Source organism: Caballeronia sp. BCC1704, from assembly GCF_902833455.1.
Classification (GTDB): domain Bacteria; phylum Pseudomonadota; class Gammaproteobacteria; order Burkholderiales; family Burkholderiaceae; genus Caballeronia.
Genome location: NZ_CADFFT010000003.1, coordinates 71,602 through 94,652, shown reverse-complemented (window position 1 = coordinate 94,652; position 23,051 = coordinate 71,602). Strand labels below are relative to the sequence as shown.

The 23,051-nt window shown below is 63.2% G+C and carries 21 protein-coding genes; 12 read left to right on the top strand and 9 right to left on the bottom strand.

Translation table 11 applies throughout. The features are described 5' to 3' along the window. Window positions 1-153 precede the first annotated feature (153 nt). Genes HWX53_RS16145 through HWX53_RS16125 form a run of 5 tightly spaced genes read left to right on the top strand, consistent with a single transcriptional unit; the run spans window position 154 to window position 6,026 of the window. The gene (locus HWX53_RS16145) at window positions 154-1,185 is read left to right on the top strand and encodes a TRAP transporter substrate-binding protein (protein ID WP_175942641.1); all 1,032 of its coding nucleotides are present in this window, start codon (window positions 154-156) and stop codon (window positions 1,183-1,185) included. 16 nt (window positions 1,186-1,201) lie between these two features. After that, window positions 1,202-3,097, top strand: a complete 1,896-nt coding sequence (locus tag HWX53_RS16140; protein WP_175942639.1) for a TRAP transporter large permease subunit — start codon at window positions 1,202-1,204, stop codon at window positions 3,095-3,097. Between the two features lie 18 nt (window positions 3,098-3,115). Next, window positions 3,116-4,195: a LacI family DNA-binding transcriptional regulator gene (locus HWX53_RS16135; protein ID WP_175942638.1), complete on the top strand. Its 1,080-nt coding sequence runs from the start codon at window positions 3,116-3,118 to the stop codon at window positions 4,193-4,195. Next, window positions 4,192-5,214 (top strand): hydroxyacid dehydrogenase, encoded by a 1,023-nt coding sequence (locus HWX53_RS16130; RefSeq protein ID WP_175942637.1) that lies wholly within the window; start codon window positions 4,192-4,194, stop codon window positions 5,212-5,214. Before HWX53_RS16135 ends, HWX53_RS16130 begins: the two co-directional genes overlap by 4 nt. Further along, complete coding sequence (locus HWX53_RS16125) at window positions 5,211-6,026, top strand: amidohydrolase family protein (RefSeq protein WP_175942636.1); 816 nt, start codon at window positions 5,211-5,213, stop codon at window positions 6,024-6,026. The genes HWX53_RS16130 and HWX53_RS16125 overlap by 4 nt, the downstream gene beginning before the upstream one ends. A 24-nt stretch (window positions 6,027-6,050) precedes the next feature. On the opposite strand, the gene HWX53_RS16120 is transcribed toward HWX53_RS16125, so the two are convergent. Both HWX53_RS16120 and HWX53_RS16115 read right to left on the bottom strand, forming a co-directional pair. Further along, window positions 6,051-7,283, bottom strand: a complete 1,233-nt coding sequence (locus HWX53_RS16120) for a Zn-dependent hydrolase (RefSeq protein WP_175942635.1) — start codon at window positions 7,281-7,283, stop codon at window positions 6,051-6,053. Between the two features lie 107 nt (window positions 7,284-7,390). Then, complete coding sequence (locus HWX53_RS16115; protein ID WP_175942634.1) at window positions 7,391-7,897, bottom strand: GAF domain-containing protein; 507 nt, start codon at window positions 7,895-7,897, stop codon at window positions 7,391-7,393. A 180-nt stretch (window positions 7,898-8,077) separates the two neighbouring features. On the opposite strand from HWX53_RS16115, the gene HWX53_RS16110 reads away from it, so the two are divergent. Both HWX53_RS16110 and HWX53_RS16105 read left to right on the top strand, forming a co-directional pair. After that, on the top strand, window positions 8,078-9,877 hold the full coding sequence (locus HWX53_RS16110; RefSeq protein WP_175942633.1) for a PAS domain-containing methyl-accepting chemotaxis protein: 1,800 nt from the start codon (window positions 8,078-8,080) through the stop codon (window positions 9,875-9,877). Continuing rightward, window positions 9,874-11,337, top strand: coding sequence for a chemotaxis protein CheW (locus HWX53_RS16105; protein WP_175942632.1), 1,464 nt, complete (start codon window positions 9,874-9,876; stop codon window positions 11,335-11,337). Before HWX53_RS16110 ends, HWX53_RS16105 begins: the two co-directional genes overlap by 4 nt. 69 nt (window positions 11,338-11,406) lie before the next feature. On the opposite strand, the gene HWX53_RS16100 is transcribed toward HWX53_RS16105, so the two are convergent. The 5 genes from HWX53_RS16100 to HWX53_RS16080 all read right to left on the bottom strand — a co-directional run bounded on the left by HWX53_RS16100 (window position 11,407) and on the right by HWX53_RS16080 (window position 16,964). After that, window positions 11,407-11,925, bottom strand: a complete 519-nt coding sequence (locus tag HWX53_RS16100; protein ID WP_175942631.1) for a GNAT family protein — start codon at window positions 11,923-11,925, stop codon at window positions 11,407-11,409. Between the two features lie 88 nt (window positions 11,926-12,013). Beyond that, window positions 12,014-13,894: a bifunctional diguanylate cyclase/phosphodiesterase gene (locus HWX53_RS16095; RefSeq protein WP_244140149.1), complete on the bottom strand. Its 1,881-nt coding sequence runs from the start codon at window positions 13,892-13,894 to the stop codon at window positions 12,014-12,016. 92 nt (window positions 13,895-13,986) lie between these two features. After that, a complete protein-coding gene (locus tag HWX53_RS16090) occupies window positions 13,987-15,258 on the bottom strand; it encodes a diguanylate cyclase (RefSeq protein WP_175942630.1) in 1,272 nt (423 codons plus the stop codon). A 5-nt stretch (window positions 15,259-15,263) separates the two neighbouring features. Further along, a complete protein-coding gene (locus HWX53_RS16085; RefSeq protein ID WP_175942629.1) occupies window positions 15,264-15,653 on the bottom strand; it encodes a phosphonate transporter in 390 nt (129 codons plus the stop codon). Between the two features lie 78 nt (window positions 15,654-15,731). Further along, a complete protein-coding gene (locus HWX53_RS16080; protein WP_175942628.1) occupies window positions 15,732-16,964 on the bottom strand; it encodes an AMP-binding protein in 1,233 nt (410 codons plus the stop codon). Window positions 16,965-17,422: 458 nt separating this feature from the next. Between HWX53_RS16080 and HWX53_RS16075 the strand changes: the two genes are divergently transcribed. Together HWX53_RS16075 and oxlT are read left to right on the top strand one after the other, a co-directional pair. Continuing rightward, the gene (locus HWX53_RS16075) at window positions 17,423-17,728 is read left to right on the top strand and encodes a hypothetical protein (protein WP_175942627.1); all 306 of its coding nucleotides are present in this window, start codon (window positions 17,423-17,425) and stop codon (window positions 17,726-17,728) included. Window positions 17,729-17,826: 98 nt separating this feature from the next. After that, window positions 17,827-19,104 (top strand): oxalate/formate MFS antiporter, encoded by a 1,278-nt coding sequence (oxlT, locus tag HWX53_RS16070; RefSeq protein ID WP_175942626.1) that lies wholly within the window; start codon window positions 17,827-17,829, stop codon window positions 19,102-19,104. A gap of 133 nt (window positions 19,105-19,237) precedes the next feature. On the opposite strand, the gene HWX53_RS16065 is transcribed toward oxlT, so the two are convergent. After that, the gene (locus tag HWX53_RS16065) at window positions 19,238-19,519 is read right to left on the bottom strand and encodes a hypothetical protein (RefSeq protein ID WP_175942625.1); all 282 of its coding nucleotides are present in this window, start codon (window positions 19,517-19,519) and stop codon (window positions 19,238-19,240) included. 144 nt (window positions 19,520-19,663) lie between these two features. Continuing rightward, window positions 19,664-21,154: a PLP-dependent aminotransferase family protein gene (locus tag HWX53_RS16060; protein ID WP_175942624.1), complete on the bottom strand. Its 1,491-nt coding sequence runs from the start codon at window positions 21,152-21,154 to the stop codon at window positions 19,664-19,666. A gap of 176 nt (window positions 21,155-21,330) precedes the next feature. Here HWX53_RS16060 and HWX53_RS16055 point away from each other — a divergent pair, with 176 nt between their 5' ends. The 3 genes from HWX53_RS16055 to HWX53_RS16045 are packed head-to-tail and all read left to right on the top strand — an operon-like array spanning window position 21,331 to window position 23,019. After that, the gene (locus HWX53_RS16055; protein WP_175942623.1) at window positions 21,331-22,083 is read left to right on the top strand and encodes an SDR family oxidoreductase; all 753 of its coding nucleotides are present in this window, start codon (window positions 21,331-21,333) and stop codon (window positions 22,081-22,083) included. A gap of 47 nt (window positions 22,084-22,130) precedes the next feature. After that, on the top strand, window positions 22,131-22,610 hold the full coding sequence (locus tag HWX53_RS16050; RefSeq protein ID WP_175942622.1) for a carboxymuconolactone decarboxylase family protein: 480 nt from the start codon (window positions 22,131-22,133) through the stop codon (window positions 22,608-22,610). A gap of 4 nt (window positions 22,611-22,614) precedes the next feature. Further along, entirely contained in the window at window positions 22,615-23,019 is a 405-nt protein-coding gene (locus tag HWX53_RS16045) for a cupin domain-containing protein (RefSeq protein WP_175942621.1), read from the top strand. Window positions 23,020-23,051: the final 32 nt, after the last annotated feature.

Below are 23,051 nucleotides of genomic sequence, written 5' to 3'. Positions count from 1 at the left end.
GGCAGAACGGACGAGCCTACGGGAAAACGCGCGGTTGACCGTTGGACAACCCGTCGCCTACTGTATCGATACACTAAATCGATACAGCCTCGCGGCCGATGCGCGCATGCGCGCAAACTCGTCCGCGCTCACGCGGCAATCAGGAGACACACCATGCATTCGATTTCCCGGCGACGGTTCCTTCAGACGGCCTCCGCCGCCTCGCTCGCGGCGGCGGGCGCGGGCTTTCCCGCCATCGTGCGCGCGCAGCCGGCCGTCGCGCTGCGGTTGTCGTCCTCGATGCCCGCCAACGAGAACGCCGCGCACTATGTCTGGTACCAGAATCTCGCCGCGAACCTGAAGGCGAGCGTGGGCGACCAGATTCGCATCGACTACTTCCCGAACAATCAGCTCGGCAAGGAAAGCGACGTCGTGCAGCAGGTCAAGGTAGGCGCGGTGGACATGATGGTTACGGGCTCGTCGATCTGGGCGACCGTGCTGCCCGAGCTCGGCATGCTCGACCTGGGCTACGTGTTCGACAGTTTCGACCACGTCGGCCGCGCGATGGACGGCAGCGTCGGCAAGTCGTTCGACAGCATGCTGCAACAGCGCGCCGGCTGCTCCGTCGTCACATGGGGCTATTCCTTCGGCGGCCGAAATGTCTTCACGAAGAAGCCGACGCAATCGCTCGCGGACATCAAGGGCGTGAAGCTGCGCGTCCTGCCCACGCCCGCGTTCATGGAAACCTTCAAGCTGATGGGCGCGGTGCCGACGCCCATTCCCATCGGCGAGCTGTACATGGCCGCGCAGACGGGCGTCGTCGACGGCTTCGAGCACGATTGCGCCACCGTGCTCGCCAGCAAGTACGACGAGGTCGTGAAGTCGTGCTGGCAGACGCAGCACGTCTTCAGCCCGCTCGTCGTCGTGATGGGCCGCCGCGCGCTCGCGAAGATCCCAGAGAACCTGCGTCCCGCGTTCCAGAAGGCCGCGCAGGACGCCACCGCGAAGCAGCGCGTCGCGGCCATCCAGACCGCCGCCAGCGCCGAGCAGGAACTCAAGAAGCGCGGCATGACGTTCTTCCCGATGTCGCAGGCCGATCGCGACACCGCGCGCAAGGAAATGCAGACGCAGTTGTACGCGAGCTTCGCGAAGCAATATCCCGCGACCGCGCCGCTTTTCACCGCCATCGCCTCGGCCCGGGCCTGAACGGAGGAACGACGCCATGACCACCTTCTCCGCGACGCCCGGCCCCGAAGCCACGCTCGCCGCGCCGGACTTCGGCCGCGAGACTGCGCTTGCGCGCGGTCTCGTGCGCCTGATGCGCGGCATCGAATATCTGTGCGCGGCCGTGCTCGCGGCGGACGTGCTCGTGGTGTTCCTTTCCGTGATCTATCGCTACTTCCTGCACGACCCGTTCGACTGGGCCGAGGAAGTCGCCCGCGCGCTGATGATCGTGCTGGTCTTCTTCGGCGCGGCCACCGTGCTCGGGCGAAGCCAGCACGTGGGCGTCGATCTGTTTCGCGGCATGCTGCCGAAGCGCTGGCAACCGGCGCTCGTGCATGCCGGCCATTGGGTGATCGCGGGCGTCGCCGCCAATCTTTGCGTGTCGTCGTGCCTGCTGCTCGTCGATTCATACGGGCAGATGACGCCGAGCGGCCTGCCGGCGTGGATCAACGTGTATCCGCTGGTCGCGGGCAGCCTGTTCATGACAGTGTTCGCCCTCGCGCATGCGTTGAACGGCACGCGCCGACTCGTGCTCGGCACGCTGCTCGGCTGCATGGCGATCGCGACGGCGGTGTTTGCGTGGAACGTCCTCGTGCCCGGTCATGCGGCGAAGCCCGGCGCGCTGCTTGCCATCGGCTTTATCGGTGGACTCGTGCTCGGCGTGCCGATCGGCTTCGTGCTCGCCTTCTCAGCGCTGCTCTACTTCCTCGCGGAACCGTCCTTGCCGATGCTCGTCTATTCGCAGCAGGTCATGGCCGGTACCGATCATTTCGTACTGCTCGCCATTCCGTTCTTCGTGCTCGCCGGCCTCTTGATGGAAACGAACGGCATGTCGTCGCGCCTGATCGAACTGCTGCTGCGCATGTTCGGGCGGGTACGCGGCGGACTCGGCCTCATCACGATCATGGCGACCGCGTTCTTCTCGGGCGTGTCCGGCTCGAAACTGGCAGATATCGCGGCGGTCGGCGGCGTGGTGATGCCTGCGGTGCGCCAGAGCCGCGAAGACCCGAACGAAGCCGCCGCGCTGCTCGCATGCAGCGCCGTGATGGCGGAGACTATCCCGCCGTGCGTCAACATGATCATCATGGGCTTCGTCGCGAACATTTCGATCGCCGGCCTGTTCCTCGCAGGCGTGGTGCCGGCCGCGGTGCTGGCCGTGGCGCTCGCGATCGTCGCCGTGATCTGCGGCCGGCGCATCAATCTCGCGGATGCCTTGACGCACCCGCGCGCGTGGCTGCCGCTCCTGGGCGGCGCGCTCGTCGCACTGGTCATGATCGCGATGATCGGCAAGGGCGTGACTTCGGGCATCGCGACATCGACGGAAGTATCGGCGTTCGCCGTGGTCTATGCGCTCGTCGTCGGCTGGATCGCATTCCGCGAACTGACGCCGAAATCGATCGCGCGCGTGTTCGTGCGCTCGGCATCGATGGCGAGCAGTATTCTGTTCATCGTGGCGGCGGCATCCAGCGTTTCGTTTGCGCTGACCATCGAGCAGATTCCCGCGCTCGTGTCCGATTCGATGATCGCGTTCGCGCATCAGTATGGCCCGACGATGTTCCTGCTGCTCTCGGTGCTCATCATGATCGTATTCGGCGCGGTGCTGGAAGGCGCGCCCGCGCTCATCATCTTCGGGCCGCTGCTCACGCCGATCGCGACGCAACTCGGCATCAACCCTCTGCACTTCGGCACGGTCATCGTCGTTGCGATGGGTTTCGGCCTTTTCGCGCCGCCCGTCGGTCTCGGCCTGTTCGCGACCTGCGCCATCACCGGCACGGACATGAAGGCGGTGGCGCGTCCCATGGTCAAATATCTGCTGGTGCTTGCCATCGCACTGGTGGCGCTGGTTCTGGTGCCGTCTTTCTCACTTTGGTTGCCGACCCGGCTCGGCCTGTAGCCGGTAGAAGTCAACGCTATGAGCACCATTCAGGATGTGGCCCGCGAAGCCGGCGTGTCCGTGAGCACTGTGTCGAACGTGCTCAACGGCCGCATCGATCAGATGCGCCAGGAAACGCTTGCCCGCGTGCAGGCCGCCATCAGCACGCTGCGGTATCGCCCGAGCACGCTGGCGCGTCAGTTGAAGACCGGGCAGACGCCGATCGTCGGATTGCTGGTGCCGTCCATCGCCAATCCGATGTACGGCTATATCGCGCGCGAAGTCGAAACCTATGCGCAGGAGCGTTACGGCTATCGGGTCATGATCGGCAACACTTATCGCGATCCGGCGAAAGAAGCTTCGTTCTTCGAGGACCTGCTCTCGCAGGGCGTGCGCCGCGTGATCGTGATTTCATCGCTCGCCAATGAGCGCCATCTGGAAACCGCCGCCGGACGCGGGATGGTCGTCGTGAGTTACGACCGCCGCGCGACCGAAGGCGAAGCCACGCGCGTCGATCACGTCACGCCCGACAACTTCGGCGCCGCGCGCATGGCGACACGTCATCTCATCGGACAGGGCCACACGCGGCTTGCGTTCGCGACGCTGACCGGCATGACGATGAGCCGGCGCGACAAGATCGACGGCTTTCTTGCCGCTGCGGGCGAAGCGGGCCTCTCCGGGCGCGCGCAGGTGCTCGACAGCGGTCCGGTCAACGAGTACGGCGACTCGATGATCGCTGAGAACGGCCGCGCGCTTGCGCGTCGACTGGCGGCCGACGACGAGCGCCCGACCGGGATCGTCGCGGTCAACGACCTGATGGCGCTGGGTCTGATGGCGGGCTTGCGCGAATCGGGGCTGCGCGTGCCCGACGACGTGTCGATCGTCGGCATGGACGGGCACTTTCTGGCGGCGATCTCGAACCCCGCGCTCACCACCGTGCAGCTTCCGGTGCCGGCGATGGCCGCCGCGATGGTCGAACGGGTGATGCGCGCGCACGACGAGCCGATGCCCGCATCGGAGCAGGCGCTGTTCACGGAGATCACGCTCGTCGAACGGGAATCGGTCGCGCCGCCGGGCAGCGCCAGGCCGGTAACGAAGCAATCCAGGACCAGAAAATGAACAAGGTATTCGTGAGTCATCCCCGGCATATGCTGGACCATTATTTCGGCGCCCGCGCGGCGGCGGCGCTGGCGAAGATCGCCGATGTCGCCTACAACCCCGAAGACCGCGAGCTGAGCACGGCCGAACTCGCGGACAAGGCGCGCGATGCGGATGTCGTCATCGCGTATCGTCAGACGCCTGCGCCGCGCGCGTTGTTCGAGGCGCTGCCGAAGCTCGCCGCGTTCGTGCGCTGCGCAGTGGATATACGCACCGTCGATGTCGATGCCGCCAGCGAACATGGCGTGCTCGTAACGCAGGCGAGCGCGGGCTTCGTGCCGGCGGTATCCGAATGGGTGATCGGCGCAATGCTCGATCTCGCGCGCGCGACGACCGCGTACGCATCGGCGTATCACCGCAATGAAGCGCCCGTGCCGCAGATGGGCCGCGAATTGCGCGGCAGCACGCTCGGCGTGATCGGATACGGACAGATATCGCGTTATCTGTGCGAGCTTGCGCTCGCTTTCGGGATGCGCGTGATCGTGTCCGATCCTTACGCGCGAATCGACGATGCCCGCGTGCGCGCGGTCGATCTGGACGCCTTGCTCGCGCAGTCCGATTTCGTCGTGTGTCTCGCGCCCGCGAACGAGCAGACCGCGAATCTGATGGATGCGCGCGCCTTCGCCGCGATGAAGCCCGATGCGTATTTCATCAACGCGGCGCGCGGTGAACTGGTCGATGACGCCGCGCTCTTCGCCGCGCTGGAGAGCGGACGCATCGCGGGATGCGCGCTCGACGTCGGGCGCGCGCCGGATCAGATGCCGTCGCCCCGGCTGGCTGCGCATCCGCGTGTGATCGCGGCGCCTCATGTCGGTGGCTTGACGCCGGGCGCGATCGAGCATCAGTCGATGGAGACGGTCGCTCAGACCGAATCGCTGTTCAACGGTCGCATGCCGGTCGGCGCGGTGAATGCGGCGCACGCGTTCCGGCTGGCGCGCTGGGGCCACGCGGGCATCGACGTTCCGGCGGATGCGCGATGACGTCGCCGCTACCTTTCGACGGCGCGTGCGATTGCCACATTCACGTGTACGAAGAAGGCTATCCGCTCGCCGCGAGCGCGACGTTCATTCCGCCACCGGCGCCTGCGTCCGCGTATGCGCGAGTGCAGCGCGCGCTTGGCCTGTCCCGCGCGATCGTCGTGCAGCCAACCGGTTATGGCTTCGACAATCGCTGCACGCTCGCGGCGATAGCCGAACTGGGCAGCGGCGCGCGCGGCGTCGCCGTCGTGCCGCCGGATGTCGGCGAAGACGAATTGCAGCGTCTGCATGACGCGGGCATTCGTGGCGTGCGCTTCATGATGCTCCCGGGCGGCGTTTTGCCGTGGGACGCGCTCGCGGAGATGTCCGCGCGCATCGCGCCACTCGGCTGGCACATCGATCTGCAACTCGACGGGCATGCGCTGCCGCGCCATGAGCCGATGTTGTCGCGTCTCGCGTCCCGGGTCGTGATCGACCATATCGGCAAGTTTCTCGCGCCTGTCACGCTGACGAGCGAAGGCTTCGCGTCGCTGTGCCGTTTGCTGGATGGCGGGCGTTGCTGGATCAAACTATCTGCGCCGTACGAAAGTTCGCGCGTCGGTCCGCCCGCATTCGACGATGTGGCGTGGCTCGTGAGCGATCTGTCGTCGCGGTATCCGGAGCGGGGACTGTGGGCATCCAACTGGCCGCATCCGAATGTGCGGCCGGTGCCTGAGGACGCGCGCATGCTCGAGTGGGCGATGGAGCTCGTCGCGGGGGACGAAACGCGGCGCAGGATTCTTGTCGAGAATCCGGCTGAGGTGTATCAGTTCTAACCGGGCTTGCGCTGGTGCTGCCGCCTATCCCCGCATCCTTTGCAGAATCTCCGCCGCCGCGCGCGCCGCGACTTCGCAACCCAGTACGATATGCGCCTCCGCCGTATCCTCGATGAAGTCATGGCTGACTCCGCCGATGCTCGGCACGAACAGCATGCACGCGGGCAGATGATGCGCCAGCACCTGCGCGTCGTGTGACGCACCGCTCGGCATGCGCTCCCATTGCCCCGGCGCGAGCGCTTCCGCTGCATCGGCGAGGTGGGCTTGCAGCGCCGCGTCCATCGTGACCGGCTCTTCGGGCGGCTCGATGTCGCGTATGTCGACGCTCACCTTTTCTTGCGCGTTGAAGTCGCGGATCAGTTCGGCGAGCGCGGCTTCCATTGCGGTGAGGCGTTGCGCGTCGGCGTCGCGGAATTGCAGGTACATGTCGGCGGAACCCGGCACCACGCTGAACGATCCCGGATCAAGATCGATGCGCCCGACCGTCCACACGGTATCGGCATCCGCAAGCCGCTCGAATGCTTCGTTCATTCGCGCAATGAACGCGACGAGCCCCGCGCCCGCGTCGCGGCGGATCGACATCGGCGTCGTCCCCGCATGATTGCGCTGCCCCGTGAAGCGCAGCCGGAGCTCGCGTATGCCGACGATCGTCGTCACCACGCCGATGGCATGGCCATGCGCCTCCAGCCGGCCGCCCTGCTCGATATGCGGCTCCATGTACGCCTTGTGACGCGCGCGGTCGATGCGTGCGCGCGGCGCGTCCGCGATGCCGGCCTGTGCAAGCGCGTCGCCGAGCAGAACGCCTTCGCGATTGCGCGCGCTCACAATCGCCTCGTCGACGGGTTCGCCGACGAAGCTGCGGCTGCCGAGAAAGCCCGAGAACGTGCCTTCCTCGTCGATCCACGATGCGACGTCCACGGCGAGATGGCGCGTCGCATCGCACTCGCCAAGCGCGCGGGCGATTTCGAGGCCGTAGATCACGCCGAGCGCGCCGTCGAGCCAGCCGCCGGTCGGCTGGGTGTCGGTATGCGAGCCGATCAGCAACGCCGGGCCGTCGTTGCGCGAGCGGCCGAACACGTTGCCCACGCCGTCGATCGATACATCGAGCCCGGCCTCGTTCATGCGCTGCGCCAGCCAGCGGCGCGCGTCCATATCCACCGGCGAGAGCGAAAGACGCACGACGCCCGTACCCGTCGCGCCGAAGCTGCGCAGGTGCTCGAGGTCGTTCATGAGGCGGGCGGGATCGATCTTCAACACGGCGGTCCTTCCTATGCGTGGGAAAGACGTAGCGTATCAGCCGCGCGACGAGCGCGCGCCGTCTATGAGACTGCCGCGCTTTGCTTCGTCGATCGCTTGCCGCTCTCTTACCGCGCGGTCACTTCAGCTTCGACCACGCGCAAAACGTCGGCGGCGCAGCCCGCGAGATCCTCGAACAAGCGCCTTTGGACAGGCGACAGCGCCCGAGGAGATGTGTCGATGACGCATAAGGTGCCCAAACGGTGGCCACTCGCCCCGGTGATCGCGATGCCCGCATAGAACCGGATGCCCGGGTCGCCCGTCACGAGTGCGTTCATTCGAAAGCGATCATCTTTCGTGGCATCTTCGACCACGAAGATGCCCGGCTCGACGAGCGCATAGTTGCAGAAGGCGACATCACGAGGCGTTTGCCTAACCGCGAGCCCGTGCCGCGACTTGAACCATTGCCGGTGCGCGGCAACGATCGACACCAGCGCGATCGGACACGCCGTGACGTAAGCCGCAAGCCGCGTGATGCGGTCGAGCCGGGGATCGTCGGGCGTGTCGAGCAAGCCGCATTGCGCGACTGCATCAAGTCTGTCTTCTTCGTTATATAAAACCGGATACTCGGACATCGTTACTCGTTGGGCTAAGGATAGGTCTTTGATCGATGTCTTGTCGGCAGAACCGGACGCATACTTGAGCGCTTTCTTTCCACGATACGGCTAAAGATCGGGCGTCATGGTGCCGCTAACAAAAGGCTAAGCCGCCTAAGCCCTGACAGCCATCGAGCACGCTCTGGAAAGACTCGAACCATGAACCCGAACGCCGAACCCTCCCTCACCGCATGCGCGTCGAACGCGGCAGCAGCCGGTCAGAAGCCCCTCGCGGAATTGCGCTCCTTGTGGGCCACCACAGAGAAAGAGCGAGCCGTCGTCGAATTCTCGCCCGACGGCGTGATTCTGCGCGCGAATGCCAATTTCCTGACGTTGATGGGCTACCGGGCCGATGAGGTGGTCGGATCGCACCACCGCATCTTCTGCGACGCCGCATACGCCAACAGTCAGGCATATCAGGACTTCTGGATCATGCTCGCGTCCGGACGCGAAGCGAGCGGCGAATTCAGACGCCTGAACAAGACGCGCTCGGAAGTCTGGATTCACGGCTCGTATACGCCTGTTCTCGACGAAAGCGGCAATGTCCAGAAGATCGTGAAGGTCGCCACCGACATTACCGGCGCGCGCACGCTCGCCGACGATCACGCCGGCAAGGTGCGGGCGATGGAACGCGCTCAAGCTGTCATCGAATTCGATCTGCATGGCCACGTCCTTGCGGCGAACGACCTGTTCCTGCATCTGATGGGCTACAGCCTCGAAGAAGTGAAGGGCCAGCATCACCGGATGTTCTGCGAGCCGTCGTATCTGAATACGGACGCTTATCGCTCGTTCTGGGAAAAGCTCGGGCGCGGCGAGTATGACGCCGGGCAGTACAAGCGCATCGCGAAGGGCGGGCGCGAAGTATGGATTCAGGCGACGTACAACCCGATCTATAGCTCGGACGGCCGGCTCATCAAGATCGTGAAATTCGCCTCCGACATCACCGAGTTCAAACGCGGCGTCGCTGAGCGAGATGGCCGCCTGGCCGCCATCGACCGGGCCAATGCTGTGGTCGAGTTCGACCTCGAAGGCAACGTTCTCGCCGCCAATCAGAACTTCACGGATGCGATTGGCTATACGCTGCGCGAGATCGTCGGCAAGCATCACAGAATGTTTTGCGATCCCGAGACGACTGCGACGGCCGAATACCGCGACTTCTGGGCGCGACTGAGCCGCGGCGACTATCACGCCGGGCGCTTCGAGCGCGTATCGAAGCACGGGTACCGCGTGTGGCTTCAGGCGACCTACAACCCCGTGCTCGACGAGTCTGGACGGCCCTACAAGATCGTGAAGTACGCGAGCGACATCACCGCGCAAGTGGAGCGCGAGCGCCGGATGCAGGCCAGTCTGATCGCAATGAGCGAGAAGATCGACGAGCTGTCCCAGTCCATCGACGGCATCGCCGCGCGCACGCGCGAGGCAACCGCTGTCGCGACCGAAACGCAGGCCGAGGCGGATACGGGCGGCCGTACGCTGGCTGAATCGATGTCGGCGATCAAGGAGATCGAGCAGTCCTCCGCCGGTATCAGCGAAGTGGTGAAGGTCATCAGCGAGATCGCCACGCAGACCAACATGCTCGCCTTCAACGCAGCCATCGAAGCGGCGCGCGCGGGAGAGCATGGGCTGGGATTCTCGGTCGTCGCGAGCGAAGTGCGTCGGCTGGCCGAGCGTTGCTCGCAAGCGACCAACGAGATTCGTCGTCACATCGACGAGTCCGTGCATCGCATCAAGACCGGAAGCGAAACGTCCGGACGCGCAGCCGATGGCTTCGACCGTATTCGCGCCGGTGTGCACCGTACGACCGAGACCATCGCCGGAATCCATCAGGTAACCGAAAAGCAGGCAACCGCCACACGTACCGTTTCCGAACTGTTGCGCGAGCTCACGCTGGTAACGGGCGGCGAAGCAGCGGTTCGTTCATCTTCCACCGTGGCCGCGCTGTCCCGCCAGACGCAATGATGGATTCGTCCGCACTTGTTGTCGGCGTCGTGCAAGTCGGCTCGATCCGCTTCGGGATCCCTGTCGAGCACATCGCGGAGGCGGTGGAAGCGCCGTGCGCCTATCAGCACGTGCCAGGTCAGCCGGCCAGCATGAAGGGATACTTTCTGCTGCGCGGCGACGCCGTTGCCACGCTCGATACCTACGCACTTATCTGCCCCGATGAGACAGCGCGCGCGCCAGCGCGACACGTCATCGTGCTGCGCCACGGCGATGCCGTCTTTGGTATCGAAGTCGATGCAGTCGGGAAAACCGAAACGATCGAACGAGATAGCTTGATTACGCTGGCGCCAGACGATGAATCCGCAGCGGGCCTCTTTCCTGTGTTGGCCGCGCTCGGAGAACCGCCATCGCTCATCGGCATTGCGAACGTTGATAAGTTATACGAAGCAACGGCGGGAAGGGCTGCGCGCAAGGCGGTTCTGCTGCGCGACTCTGAAAGCCCACGAGCTAGCTCGAACGAGGATGAGAAGTCGCGACGCAGGCAGCACGCGATCGTACGTTGCGGCGAGCATTTGCTCGGCGTCGACGCGCTCGCCGTCCGATGTGTCATTCCTATGCCCGAGCTTCAGCAGCCGAGTCCGGGCAACACCACATTCCTGGGTGTCGCGCATTGGCTGGGGGCGGATCTGGCCGTGATGGACCTTCCTTCGGTATTGGGCCTTCCCCAGCGCGAAACGGGAGAAGGCAAGTACTTGCTCGTCCTCGCACACGGTGACCGCGTGACCGGTTTCGCCGTTGATGAGCTTTCAGAACTGGTACTGCTGGCGCCTAAGGACATACGGCCGGTGTCGCCCGCTGCCTTTGCTCAACCCGGATTCTTCTTGGGCGCTATCGGTACCTCTCGAAGCAGAACGGCGCTGATCCTGAACCCGGAAGCGCTTTCCAGCAGCGGACGCCTGATGCATCTACCGCGCACCGCAGCGCCGCAGAAGGGCTCGGCCGCGATGAATGCAGCAGCGGCCTATACCGGTTCCTACATTGTCTTCTCGGTGGCGGGACGTCCTTACGCGACGAATATCGAACACGTGGCCGGAATCGTGACGAATCCCAAGGTTGAAGTGCGCGGCGGCGTAGACCAAGCGAGCCTTGGACTCATCAACTGGCGCAACGACTTAATCGAGCTCGTGATCCTCGACTTGGCGGCGGGCAGCGACATCGAGCGTTCTGAGCCGCGGCAGGCGCTGGTGATCGTGGTGGACGGGCTCACGCTTGCGTTTGCGGTCGACGCCGTGCTGACGATGTCGGGCCCGACCGACGCGACGCAGATTTCGCGAGCCTTCGACCCTGAAACGGGCGGCACGTACCAGATCGTAACGATGATCGAACCGAGCCGGATCAGCTATCGACTCATCGACCTCGATCGAAAGGTGTCCGAGAGGTTCGGCGCGTTACAGGTCGGTGAGCAAGCGGCTGCCTAGGCTTCGCGAATGAAGCCGATGCGCGATTGCGGCTTCAACCTGGCGTCGAGCGAATCCCGCGTCGCGATCCTACGACGCGGTCCGGCGATCCATCTGCAGCGACATGTGCACCTCGTCGTGAAAGCAACCGTCCACCAACAACGAGTTCCGCTCTATACCGAAAGGTTCAAAGCCCAACGACTTATAGAGCCGGAGTGCAAGCTCGTTCTTCGCGTTCACAGTCAGGTTGATTTGTGTGATGTCGGGCCTAAGTTGCGCGAATCGAATGAGTTCGACAATGAGCGCTCTGCTGATGCCTCGGCCTCTCATTTCCGGCGCGACATAGACGCCCCAGACAAACGCCTTGTGACTCAGCTTTCGCGGGTGCTTACGTCCGAGGCCCGCGACGCCGACCAGGCGGGTTTCATCGAAAGAGCCGAACACGCCTTCGCCTCGCTCCGCTGCCAGTTGCTTCTCGACGTCATGCAGCGAGCGGCCCGCTTCCTCTTCATAGCTGGATGCGAACGAAGCGGGACACTCCTTCAGTCCGGCAAGCCGCAGAGAGACGAATGATGACGCGTCGAATCGAGTGAGTTGGCGAACGAGCATTGACGGTCCTCTTTAGACAGGTAGAGCGATACTTTACGTGATTGTCGGCGTCATCCCACCGTCGTTGCACACGATCGCCCGGAAGCCATCAAGCGTCTTTGCTCCTCAACCAACCGACGAGATCCTCCGACACAACCGGCTTGCTGAACAAATAGCCCTGGCCCTTCTCGCAGCCGAGCGAGCGGACCACGGATGCCTGTGCTTCGCTCTCCACGCCCTCCGCAACCGTGCTCATGTTCAGGCTCGCGGCCACGCGGACGGTTGCTTCGATCAGTACGCGATGATGCGCACTCTGCACTGCCTGGCTGACGAACGATCGATCAATCTTGACGGTAGCCACGGGTAGCTGGTGCAAGCTCGAAAGCGAGGAATAACCCGTTCCGAAGTCGTCGAGCGCCAAGGTAAGTCCAAGCGACTTGAGTTGTTGCAACGTAGCCTGCACCGATTCATCCTGCGCAGCGAGGCTTTCTGTCACTTCGAGTTGCAGCTCGTTCGCACTCATGCCGCTGTCTCGGAGGGTACGCGAGACATAGGCGACGAATCCTTCGTCCGTCAGTTGCGCGCGAGACAGGTTGACCGCCAGGAGGCGCGGGGCCAGGCGTCCCAGTTCTCTTTTCCATGCGACGAACTGACGGCACGCGGTATCCAGAACGTATTCGCCCAATGCGCCGATCAAGCCGCATTCCTCCGCGACGCCGATGAATTCGACCGGCGGCACGACGCCTCTCACGGGGTGACGCCACCGCACCAGTGCTTCGACAGCGGCGGCATGCGGCGGGAACGACCACCGGTCCGCAGTAGGCGCAAGCATGACGACCGGTTGATAGACGACGAAGAGTTCCTGATTCCCGATCGCGCGACGCAGATCATTCTCCATCTGCGCCCGACGCGCAGCGCGCTCGTGCATGGAAGGTTCGAAACTCACATGCCGGGCGCCGCCGCGACGTTTGGCTTCCACCATCGCGATGCTCGCGTCCTGAAGTATCGCATCGGGATGCGCGCTCGACGTCGCCGACTGAACGATCCCGATACTGACGCTAAGGTGCAGTTGTTGGCCAGCGATCCGGTAGGGTTCGCTCAACACACTGAGTAGCCGATCCGCAAGCGAGAGGACGTCCGATTCTGATCGCGGCTCGCCGATCACGACGACGAACTCATCGCCCCCGAGCCGGCCCGCGAGCAGGCCGCTGTCATGTTGGCCGCTCTGCGAATCGGGCAGACCCAATGTCGTTATCAGTCGATTGGCGACTTCTGCCAATACTTCGTCGCCCGCGGAGTGACCGAGCGAGTCGTTGATCTGCTTGAAACGATCGCAATTGATGAATAGGACACCAAAGCGCTGTCCGTTTCGAGTCTGAGGTTGCGCGCCACCCTGAATGAACTCGCAGATGGACGTGCGGTTCGGCATCTTGGTCAGCTTGTCCCGGCGTGCGGCCTCCCCGAGCTTCTTGTCCAGAATAGACTGTTCGCGCTGCGACTCCAGGGTGACATCGCTCACCATGGCCATCAGGTGGTTCTGGTCGAGCTTGAGCAAACTGACCGACAGGACCTGTGGGGCAAGCGTGTTTCTGGAAGCGCGCGGAACCGTGATGCGAACCGCATCGCACACCGGTCCCGCAGGCGCCTCGTATTCCTGGACCATGCGCCTGAATTGCGGCGCGATCGTTTCCAGCACGTCGAAGAGGTTAACGAGGTTGCCATCCGGCGACAGCGGCATCAGCAAGCGGGCCGACATCGGGTTGATCATCTCGATCACACCGAGCGCGGAGATCTGCAAGAGCCCTATCGGCGCCCGATAGAGAAACTCCATCAATGCTTCGTTCGCGGACACCGAGTCGACCGAAGACTTGATAGCCTCCTCCACGGGCTGCTCGCAGAGAGCTTCCTCGCTTGTCGCGCCGCGCGATGTGACGCTATCTTGGGATGCGTGGCGTGACACCGCTACGCCGTTGCATTGATTTTCACTCATTCTCATGCGTCGAGCTTCTTAGGTTCCTCGACGACCAAACAGACATGCCAGGGACGATTGCGCAAAGATAAGCGCACAAAGAGTGCCTGCCCTTAACCGAGTTCCACGCGGTTCCGACCGGCTGCCTTGGCCGCATACAGTGCCTTGTCGGCTGCGGCAAGCAAGTCGTTCACGCAAGACGTCGCATCGGTTACCGAGGCAATGCCCGCACTGACCGTCACTCGTATCGGGCCGGCGCCTGTATCGATGTCGCCGTCCGCAATCGTTGCGCGCACGCGTTGAGCGATGACAAGCGCCTCTTGGCGAGAAATTCCCGGAAGCATTAGGCAGAACTCTTCGCCTCCGAGTCGGGCCAGCAGGTCGATCGACCGCAAATGCGCTTTCGCCTTCTGAACGATCTGCGTCAGAACGAGGTCTCCCGCTTGATGTCCGGCGGTGTCGTTGATTCGCTTGAAATGGTCGGCATCGATCATCACGACGGACAAGTCCTTGCCCAGTCGCCTCGTTCTCGCAAGCTCCTTCTCCGCGAGCTTGAAGAAATGCGCGCGATTGACCGCGCCGGTTAAGTGATCGGTCGTGAGAAGGCGAGTGAGTTCGTCGCTCGATATCTTGCGTTCGGAGACGTCGCGTACGACGACGGAATATCCCGCGATGTCCGCATCGTCTTCTCGCGAGACGGCAACCAGGATTTGCGCGGCATAGCGGCGGCCCTGCTTGCTTTCGCACCAACGCTCCTGAATATGCCAACCCTCCTCGCGCGTCAGCGAAATGTGCTCGGGGCTGCAATACGGATCCACAGCCTCGGGCGCGTAAAAGAGGTCGAGCGTATGGCCAAGCACTTCTTCCGCGCCGAAGCCCGTGAGCTGCTCGACGGAAGCATTCCAGCTGTCGATACGGCCAGCGGCATCGAGCGTGAAGAAGGCGAAATCGTTGACGCTCGTATAGATGCCCGCGAGCCACGACTCATGCTGTCTCGCGCGTCGTTCGGCCTCGACCTGACGGGAGATGTCGGAGAGCGTCATCATCAAAGTACTGCCGTTGACCTTGATGATGCTGCACGACAGTACCATCGGGCGATCGGCACTGGGCGCGATCACGATTCGATGGCCCTCGCAAACCCGCCCTCGCTCGGCCGGAAAACTCGACACGAGATTGCGCAACTCCGGCGCGACGTTAGTCAGGCTCTCGAAGACGTTACCGACGCCCATGCGCCCGGCAAGCGGCATGAGCAACTGGACGGCGACCGGATTGAGCATGTCCACATCGCCATTCAGGCCACTACGGACGATGCCGATGGGTGACATATACATGAACGACAGCAGCGCCTCGTGCTCCGCTTCCAATGCGCCTTCCACGGTGGTCATGACGTTCACTTGCCGGTCTGACGTTGCACGAGAAGAAAGCGGGTTTCGCTGCGGCTGGACTTCATAAGCCTAAGCTGCACGGGCGTCGGCCTCATGCGCAGCGTCAAAACGTACGGCAGCACTTCGTCGAGTTCGGCTTCATCCTCGAACCGTTGCGCCACCATGAAGTTGTTCATGCACGGCGCGACTTCTTCGAACAGATGTCTGCCGAGAACGCGAGTGGCGCTCAGACCCGCGCTCGATGATTCGACTGCGTTGTAGTGAGTCACGGCATAAGTCGCGTCGAAGCCTATCAGACCGAACTCGAGTTCATCGAGCTCGGGCTCACCGGCTGCGACGAGGTCGTCGAATAGAACTGAATCGAACGTGTGCTTGAAAGTAAACGGGTCAGCCATTGATCTTGTCTCCGCATAAAGGGGCGTCGCTCGCAGGCTATAACGGCAGAAACTCGGAATACTTTATCGTTCTGGCCGTTACAGGCTCCAGTTGCAGCGCTTGCCGCTGTCACTGACAGGAAGTCGCTCGCCGAACGTAAAAGCCTTAGGCCGCTCTGGCGCGGACAGTCGGGACACTGCCCATCGATCGAGTTCGATGCAAAGCCGTTCAATGCCGACACCCGCTGCCGGAACAACGAAAGCCTTCAGTCGCGCGCCCTCGCTCGGGTCCATTAAGCGGACGGCGGCATCAGCGACGTCAGGATGCTGCAACAGCACTTCACGCACCCGCGCCGGGAAGACGTTCGTGCCCGCCACCTGCACGGCGTCGTCGATTCGGCCACAGACGACGAAGCTATGGTCGGTTACCCATTCCACGCGGTCTTGCAGCGCCACGCTTTTTTCGTGCCCGTCATGCTCCACGCGAACGAGTCGACTGGCGTCCGCTTCGTCTCGCGTCCAGAAGGGCATCAACTGAAAGGCCGGCGCAGGGACCTCACGCATACCGACGCCAGCCGTTTCCGAGCTCCCGTATATCTCCAGCACGCGGTCAAACGCCCCTCCGATGGTGAGGGCTTGCGCGAGTTGCGGCGGGCATGGAGCAGTCGATGTCAACGCCGATACGCCACGAGGAATCTCGCCTGCGAAGCGCGCAACCAGCGCCAAATGCGCCGGATGACTGACGAGCAGGTCGCCCGATGCCATCATGCGCGGCAAGGCAGACGGCGTCACATGCCGGACGTCGATGACTTCGATACCATCCAAGTGCAACGGCAACAGCACAGTGAAGAGAAAGCCGTAGATGTGATGCGCTGGCACCGCCGAAATGATTCGGCGCGTTCCGACGAGGCTTTCGGCAAGGTATTCTGCCTCTCGTTGAAGGTCGGCTAATGCGTGGACGCATGTTTTGGGTCTGCCCGTCGAGCCCGATGTGCGAAAAACCAGTTGGGCGCTGTACTGCTTCAGTCCTCTCGCGACGACGTCCAGCCAGTCGCCGAAGCAGCGCTGGTTCAAGAGCACTTCGTCAAGTCCGCTCTTGTGCAGTTGAGTCAGCTCCGAAAGGGTCGTCGCAACGGAAAGCCGTTCGATGGAATCAAGACCGAGTCCGTCTTCTCCCATACTGAGTTCGAGCGGCCAGGGAAACTGTTCTGGCGTCGCGCCTCCGGGACGCAGATGCCGCAACTCCGCTGCGATGGCATCGCCTAGAAAGCGCGCCAATGTCCCCGGCGCTTCGTACCATGCGCTGTGAGCTAGCTCCAATGCAACAGACATCTCTGTATATGCTCTGTGGACGTTAGATGAAATTCATCGGGATCGGCACTGACAACGTGTCGTTCTGATTACGGCACGGTCTCGCGAAGCTTTAGCTCGTGTGCTCGCCGATGCGCCTGTGAGACGCAGTGAGAGCGGCCGCACGCGTTGTCTCGCGGTAAGCGGCAGATCCTCAAAACAGGCAGACTGCTCCCGCGGCAAATCTCCGTCCTGCATGAATATGGCTTGATTCCCGAGTTCTTTCGCGCCGATCGATACCGCGCGCACCGCGCCGGGGCGCGTCGCCACCGCGCACGCACTGGCAAAGCCTCGGCGCACCATCTGACGGCATCGCGCGGGGCCGCTTCGAACCGGTGATAGCCGCCCGAACCCTTGTGCAATGACGCCCTCAGGGTTTTCACCATGCGCTGGCACGGATCTCGCCTTGCCGGTTCTCGTTGTGTACGAGGAATAGATCAATGCTTTCGGAGCACGCGGACATCGCGGCCCATCAACTCAGTCCGACATGCCGCTCGCGTGGCGTGGCGGTCGCACCGTACGCGCTCACTGTGTCCGCAGACGACAACGCGATCGGCGCGCCGCGCCGCGAGCGGAATCGATCGACCGATTCGTTGAACCTGGAATCGCGCTTCTCCTCGAAGGTCATCGACGCCGGTCGATACGACGAAGCGACGCGCCATTCGCACGGCATCATTCGTCATGCTAAGCAAACGCGCAGAGCCGACGTCGATCCGCGCAGTGAAGGAGCAGCCGCGCGCACGTAACGCATAACCCTCCATTGCCTTAATCGCTTTCCGGGCCGCTTTAGTCGGATCGGAGGGCACAACTCATTCTTTTTATCCGCACATATCGGGGAACGCACATGAACGCACGCATCGAGACACTGCAGGAAGACGCAGGTGCGTCCGCGAGCACGACACATCACCGCTGGCTTCAGCTCGGCCTCGGCCTCATCTGCATGATGTCGATTTCCAGTCCGCAATACGTATGGACGCTGCTGACCAAACCGCTATCGGCCAAGCTCGGCGTGCCGCTGCCGGAACTGCAAATCACCTTCTCGCTGCTCATCATTTTGCAGACGTTCTTTTCGCCGTTTCAGGGCAAGCTCATCGACCGCTTTGGTCCGCGCCTCTTGATCTCGCTCGGCACGGTCATGTCGGGCCTGAGCTGGGTACTGTCGTCGATGGCGACGAGCACACCCATGCTCTATCTCACCTACGGTCTCGTGGGCGGTCTCGGCACGGGCATCGTGTATGTCGGCGTGGTCGGCTTGATGGTGCGCTGGTTCCCGGACCGACGCGGCTTCGCTGCGGGCGCGGTGGCCGCGGGCTATGGCATGGGCGCGATCGTGACGACGTTCCCGATCTCGGCATCGTTGGCAGCGCGCGGAATCGATGCAACGCTCTGGCTCTACGGCATCGCGTTCGCGGTGGTCGGCTTCGTCGCATCGCAGGGCTTGCGCGTACCGCGCGACGCAACGCCTGCGAAGGCATCGGCCATCGCCGCTTCGGACGCGCGCAATCTGCGCCCTTCGCAAATGATCAAGTCGCCGCTCTTCTGGCTGATGTTCGCCATGATGACGATGATGTCGACCTCGGGTCTCATGGTCACCTCGCAGATGGCCACCTTCGCGGCGGACTTCGGCATCACGAAGGTCGTCGTCTTCGGCATGGCCGCGCTGCCGCTCGCGCTGACCATCGACCGCTTCACCAACGGTCTGACGCGCCCGCTCTTCGGCCTCGTTTCAGATAAATATGGCCGCGAAAACACGATGTTCTTCGCCTTCGCGCTCGAAGGCGTGGCGATGGCGCTGTGGCTCATGACGCGCGACAACGCCGTGCTGTTCGTACTGCTGTCGGGCGTGGTGTTCTTCGGCTGGGGCGAAATCTTCTCGCTGTTTCCGTCGACGCTCACCGATACTTTCGGCACGCGCCACGCCACCGAGAACTACGGTTGGCTGTATATCTCGCAGGGCATCGGCTCGATCTTCGGCGGGCCGCTGGCTGCCCTGCTGCATCAGCATGCGGGTAGCTGGGTGCCGGTTTTCACCGTCGGCATCACGTTGGACATCGTGACAGCGGTCCTCGCCATTCTGGTGCTCAAGCCCATGCGCTCGCGCTTCTTGAGCAGCCGCGCATGACTGTCGAGCGCCGTGTCGAACTGACATCGCCCCGTGCACAGCAGCGTGCGAGCCGTGCGCGGGCCGCGTGACTCGCACGCTTCAGCGAAGGACTACGCGGCCGCTTGTTGGTCAGGCAGCCGTGTTGCAGTGATCAGGATCCCTTATAAACGTTACACGTGAGTCCCGGCGGGCAGTTTGCCGGATTGCGGGCTCTAGCCCACTCGCCGTAGTTGCGAGCGCCGGCCGAGCTATCGCCATAGCCGGTGCCGCCATAATCCGAGCCGCTGTAGGTGGATGCACCATACGTTGCCATGCTCGCATCGGTGGTGTGAGATGCGCCAGCCATCGGCGCGCTTTGTTGCTGGGCCAGGGCCGTGCCGCTCGCAACGACAAGTGCGGCGGCCGCGACCGTGACAAGATGACGTGTTTTCATTCCGGGTTCCTCTCGAAAAATACCTGCGGCGTGCGTCGCAACAACACGACGCACCGTTGCGCAGGCCATTCGTCTGAGCAACCGACGTTCCAGCGTCGCCCGTCCGGGGCTCCGTCCGTATCAAACGCAGTGCAGCCCTTCGCGTCAGCCATCCAGACAAGCACGCAACTTCCTGGCAAGACGGACCGCTTCACTCGCATCTGTAATGTTCGCAAAACCGATGACAAGACCCCGTGGCGTGCGTGGCATACGTGCGTTCGCATACCAGATCGAAAGCGGCAACACGCCGAGGCCCGCTTCGCGGGCTCGCGCGGCGACAGCGACATCGTCGACCGGGCCGTTGCGGCTTTCAGCGAACCGCACCGCGAACTGAATGCCGCCGGGCGGCAGATCGATCTTTAAGCGCTTGCCGAACGCTTGCTCCAGCGCGTCTGCAATGAACACACGTCGTTGCCCGTACAGCGCGCGCATCCGCTTGATATGCCGCGCAAAATGCCCCTGCTCGATGAAATCGGTCGCTGCAGCCTGCAAGAGCGCCGGCGAGCCAGCGTTCATGGAGCACGCCACCCGCCCGACACGCTCGACAGCGCGGTCCGGAACCACCGCATACGCGAGCCGCAGGCCGGGGAACAACACCTTGCTGAACGTGCCGGTGTAAATCACCCGGTCGTGCCGATCGAGGCTCTTCAAAGCCGGCAATGGCCTTCCTGCATAGCGGAACTCGCTGTCGTAGTCGTCTTCGATGATCCAACGCGCCCCCTTTTTCGCCCAGTCCAGCAACGCGAGGCGTCTCGTCAGCGACAGCACCTGTCCGAGCGGGCTTTGATGCGACGGCGTGACCAGTGCAAAGCGTGCCTCGGGATCGAGTTCGGTGCCACGCGCTATATCCATCCCTTCATCGTCGACGGGCACGGGCGTCAACTGCACGCCGGTCTCCGTCAGGAAATTTCGCGCGAGCAGATAGCCGGGGTCTTCGAACCACATGCGATCGTTCGATTGCGCGAGACTGCGCAGCACGAGTTCAAGCGTCGCGCGATACCCGCCGGTAATGAAGACCTGCTCGGGCAAGCATGTGACACCGCGCGACAAGCCGAGATAGGTGGCAATGCGTTCACGCAGCGGTCTGTAGCCCATCGGATCGGGATAGCCAAGCATCGCGCGATCCCCGCTACGCACGCGGCGCGAAACCAGCCGGCTCCATATTTTGCGCGGAAACGCGTCCAGCGCCGGCAGCCCCGGCTGCAAGGGCCGCGGCTCGCCGCTCATGGCAACGGTGAGCGCGCCTTGGCGTGGCATCGGCTGGGTCTGCTGCGCATCTCGCTTCTTCGCGCTGCCCGCTCTCTTGTCATCCGCGCCCTGCACCACCGACGCCGGCAGCGACGGCGATACGAACGTGCCGGCGGCACCGCGCATTTGCAGATAGCCCTCGTCGACGAGGATCGAATAGGCCAGCTCGACGGTGCCGCGGGCCGTGCTTAACTGCGTCGAGAGATTGCGCAGCGCGGGCACGCGCTCACCCGGACGCAAATGCCCGGCTGCGATCGCCGTCCGGAATCGCTCGCATATTTGCAAATAGATCGGCAACGGCTTCAGCCGATCGATTTCGATAGCCAATGCAGGACTTCGGGCGTTCATGACCGTCTCTCCGACAACGCGAAGCAGGGCAATCTTGGACTAGTCGTATCGACGAATCTTGCCCCTTATTTGTAGACCATCATTGTCCCATACTGGTTGTGGGCAATGCGACGGCGGAGAACACCTTCACGCGTCACCACGCCCGCCGTTGTATCGACATATCTGGAGGATTTGCCATGAAGATCGTCGTAATCGGTGGTTCGGGCCTCGTCGGCTCGCGTCTGGTCGCACTGCTCAACGAGGCAGGCCATCAGGCGCTCGCTGCATCCCCGCGTACCGGCGTCAACACCATAACGGGCGAGGGTCTCACGACAGTGCTCATGGACGCGGATGTCGTCGTCGATGTAACGAACGCGCCGTCATGGGAACCGCAGGCGGTGCTCGATTTCTTCCGCACCTCGGCGCGCAATCTCGGCAAGGCCGAAGTGGCGGCGGGCGTGGGCCATCACGTCGCGCTGTCGATCGTCGGAACCGACCGCATGCCGGAGAACGCGTATTTCGCCGCCAAAGTCGCGCAGGAAGAGGCGATCAAGGCCGCCGGCGTTCCGTACACGATCGTGCGGGCCACGCAGTTCATGGAGTTCATCGGGGGCATCGCGGACTTCAGCACGGAGAGCGGCACAGTGCGCGTCGGCGACGGCCGGTTTCAGCCGATCGCCGTGGATGACATCGTGGCGATCCTTTCGCAGGTTGCGCTCGCGGCGCCTCTCAACGACACCGTCGACATAGCCGGCCCGGATCGCGCGCCGTTCGCGGAGATCATCGCGCGATATCTGAAATCCGTAGGCGACGCACGCCCGGTCGTGACGGATCCGAAGGCGCGGTATTACGGCGGCGTGGTCGAGGAACTATCGCTCGTGCCGCTCGGCGAAGCGCGTATCGGTCAGACGGGTCTCGATCAGTGGCTCGCTCGGGCCAAACGCGGCTGACTGTCTTCACGGAACTTTCACCACCCACATTCACTTAGGAGTACGTCATGACGCAACGCATCGATTACTTTCAGCAATCGCCCGAACTTTCGAAGAAGCTCATCCAGCTCGGCACGCTGCTTCAGGAATCGACGATCGAAACGCACATCCGCGAGCTCGTCGAGATTCGGGCGTCGCAGCTCAATGGCTGCGCCTTCTGCGTCGACATGCATGTGAAGCTGGCGAAGATTCATGGCGAGCGCGAACTGCGCTTGCATCACGTGGCGATCTGGCGCGAGTCGACGCTGTTCTCGCCGCGCGAGCGGGCCGCGCTCGCATGGGCCGAGGTGCTGACAAACATTCCTGCTGAGGGCGTGCCGGACGACATTTACGACAGCGTGCGCGCCCAGTACTCCGATAAGGAGCTCTCCGACCTGACGTTCCTCGTGGGAATCATCAATAGCTGGAACCGACTCAACGTCGCGTTCCGCACGGCGCCCGGTTCGTCGGACAAGGCATTCGGACTCGACAAGGCCGGCCTGGAGTGATGTCATGAAGAGAATGCTTTGCGTCGCTGCAACCGTAATGAGTATCGGCTCGATGATCGCGCCGCCCGTCATGGCCGCGCCAGAGGCGAGTGTGACGCCACTTCGCTCTGAGCCGTTGCCTGATTATCCGGGCAAGGAACTTCAGATGATCGTCGTCGACTATCCACCCGGCGCAGTGGATCCCGTGCATCGTCATGACGCTCACGCCTTCGTGTATGTGCTCGAGGGAAGCATCGTCATGGGCGTCAAGGGCGGCAAGGAAGTGACGCTCAAGCCTGGCGATACCTTCCACGAAGGCCCCGACGACATCCACACCGTCGGACGCAATGCCAGCGCGACGCAGCCGGCGAAGTTCGTTGTGTTTTTGCTCAAGAACAAGGGCGCGCCGATCCTGACGCCGGTGAAGTAGCAAGCGCGCCCCGCTGACGGCGTTTTCAGCGG

Excerpts from the sequence above, each read along its gene's own strand:
- HWX53_RS16125 (WP_175942636.1), top strand. The coding sequence starts at position 5,211 with ATGACGTCGCCGCTACCTTTCGACGGCGCGTGCGATTGCCACATTCAC.
- HWX53_RS16105 (WP_175942632.1), top strand. The coding sequence starts at position 9,874 with ATGATGGATTCGTCCGCACTTGTTGTCGGCGTCGTGCAAGTCGGCTCG.
- HWX53_RS16140 (WP_175942639.1), top strand. The coding sequence starts at position 1,202 with ATGACCACCTTCTCCGCGACGCCCGGCCCCGAAGCCACGCTCGCCGCG.
- HWX53_RS16135 (WP_175942638.1), top strand. The coding sequence starts at position 3,116 with ATGAGCACCATTCAGGATGTGGCCCGCGAAGCCGGCGTGTCCGTGAGC.
- HWX53_RS16130 (WP_175942637.1), top strand. The coding sequence starts at position 4,192 with ATGAACAAGGTATTCGTGAGTCATCCCCGGCATATGCTGGACCATTAT.
- HWX53_RS16075 (WP_175942627.1), top strand. The coding sequence starts at position 17,423 with ATGCTTTCGGAGCACGCGGACATCGCGGCCCATCAACTCAGTCCGACA.
- HWX53_RS16085 (WP_175942629.1), bottom strand. The coding sequence starts at position 15,653 with ATGGCTGACCCGTTTACTTTCAAGCACACGTTCGATTCAGTTCTATTC.
- HWX53_RS16110 (WP_175942633.1), top strand. The coding sequence starts at position 8,078 with ATGAACCCGAACGCCGAACCCTCCCTCACCGCATGCGCGTCGAACGCG.
- HWX53_RS16060 (WP_175942624.1), bottom strand. The coding sequence starts at position 21,154 with ATGAACGCCCGAAGTCCTGCATTGGCTATCGAAATCGATCGGCTGAAG.
- HWX53_RS16055 (WP_175942623.1), top strand. The coding sequence starts at position 21,331 with ATGAAGATCGTCGTAATCGGTGGTTCGGGCCTCGTCGGCTCGCGTCTG.
- HWX53_RS16080 (WP_175942628.1), bottom strand. The coding sequence starts at position 16,964 with ATGTCTGTTGCATTGGAGCTAGCTCACAGCGCATGGTACGAAGCGCCG.
- oxlT (WP_175942626.1), top strand. The coding sequence starts at position 17,827 with ATGAACGCACGCATCGAGACACTGCAGGAAGACGCAGGTGCGTCCGCG.
- HWX53_RS16090 (WP_175942630.1), bottom strand. The coding sequence starts at position 15,258 with ATGACCACCGTGGAAGGCGCATTGGAAGCGGAGCACGAGGCGCTGCTG.
- HWX53_RS16050 (WP_175942622.1), top strand. The coding sequence starts at position 22,131 with ATGACGCAACGCATCGATTACTTTCAGCAATCGCCCGAACTTTCGAAG.
- HWX53_RS16065 (WP_175942625.1), bottom strand. The coding sequence starts at position 19,519 with ATGAAAACACGTCATCTTGTCACGGTCGCGGCCGCCGCACTTGTCGTT.
- HWX53_RS16115 (WP_175942634.1), bottom strand. The coding sequence starts at position 7,897 with ATGTCCGAGTATCCGGTTTTATATAACGAAGAAGACAGACTTGATGCA.
- HWX53_RS16095 (WP_244140149.1), bottom strand. The coding sequence starts at position 13,894 with ATGAGTGAAAATCAATGCAACGGCGTAGCGGTGTCACGCCACGCATCC.
- HWX53_RS16045 (WP_175942621.1), top strand. The coding sequence starts at position 22,615 with ATGAAGAGAATGCTTTGCGTCGCTGCAACCGTAATGAGTATCGGCTCG.
- HWX53_RS16100 (WP_175942631.1), bottom strand. The coding sequence starts at position 11,925 with ATGCTCGTTCGCCAACTCACTCGATTCGACGCGTCATCATTCGTCTCT.
- HWX53_RS16145 (WP_175942641.1), top strand. The coding sequence starts at position 154 with ATGCATTCGATTTCCCGGCGACGGTTCCTTCAGACGGCCTCCGCCGCC.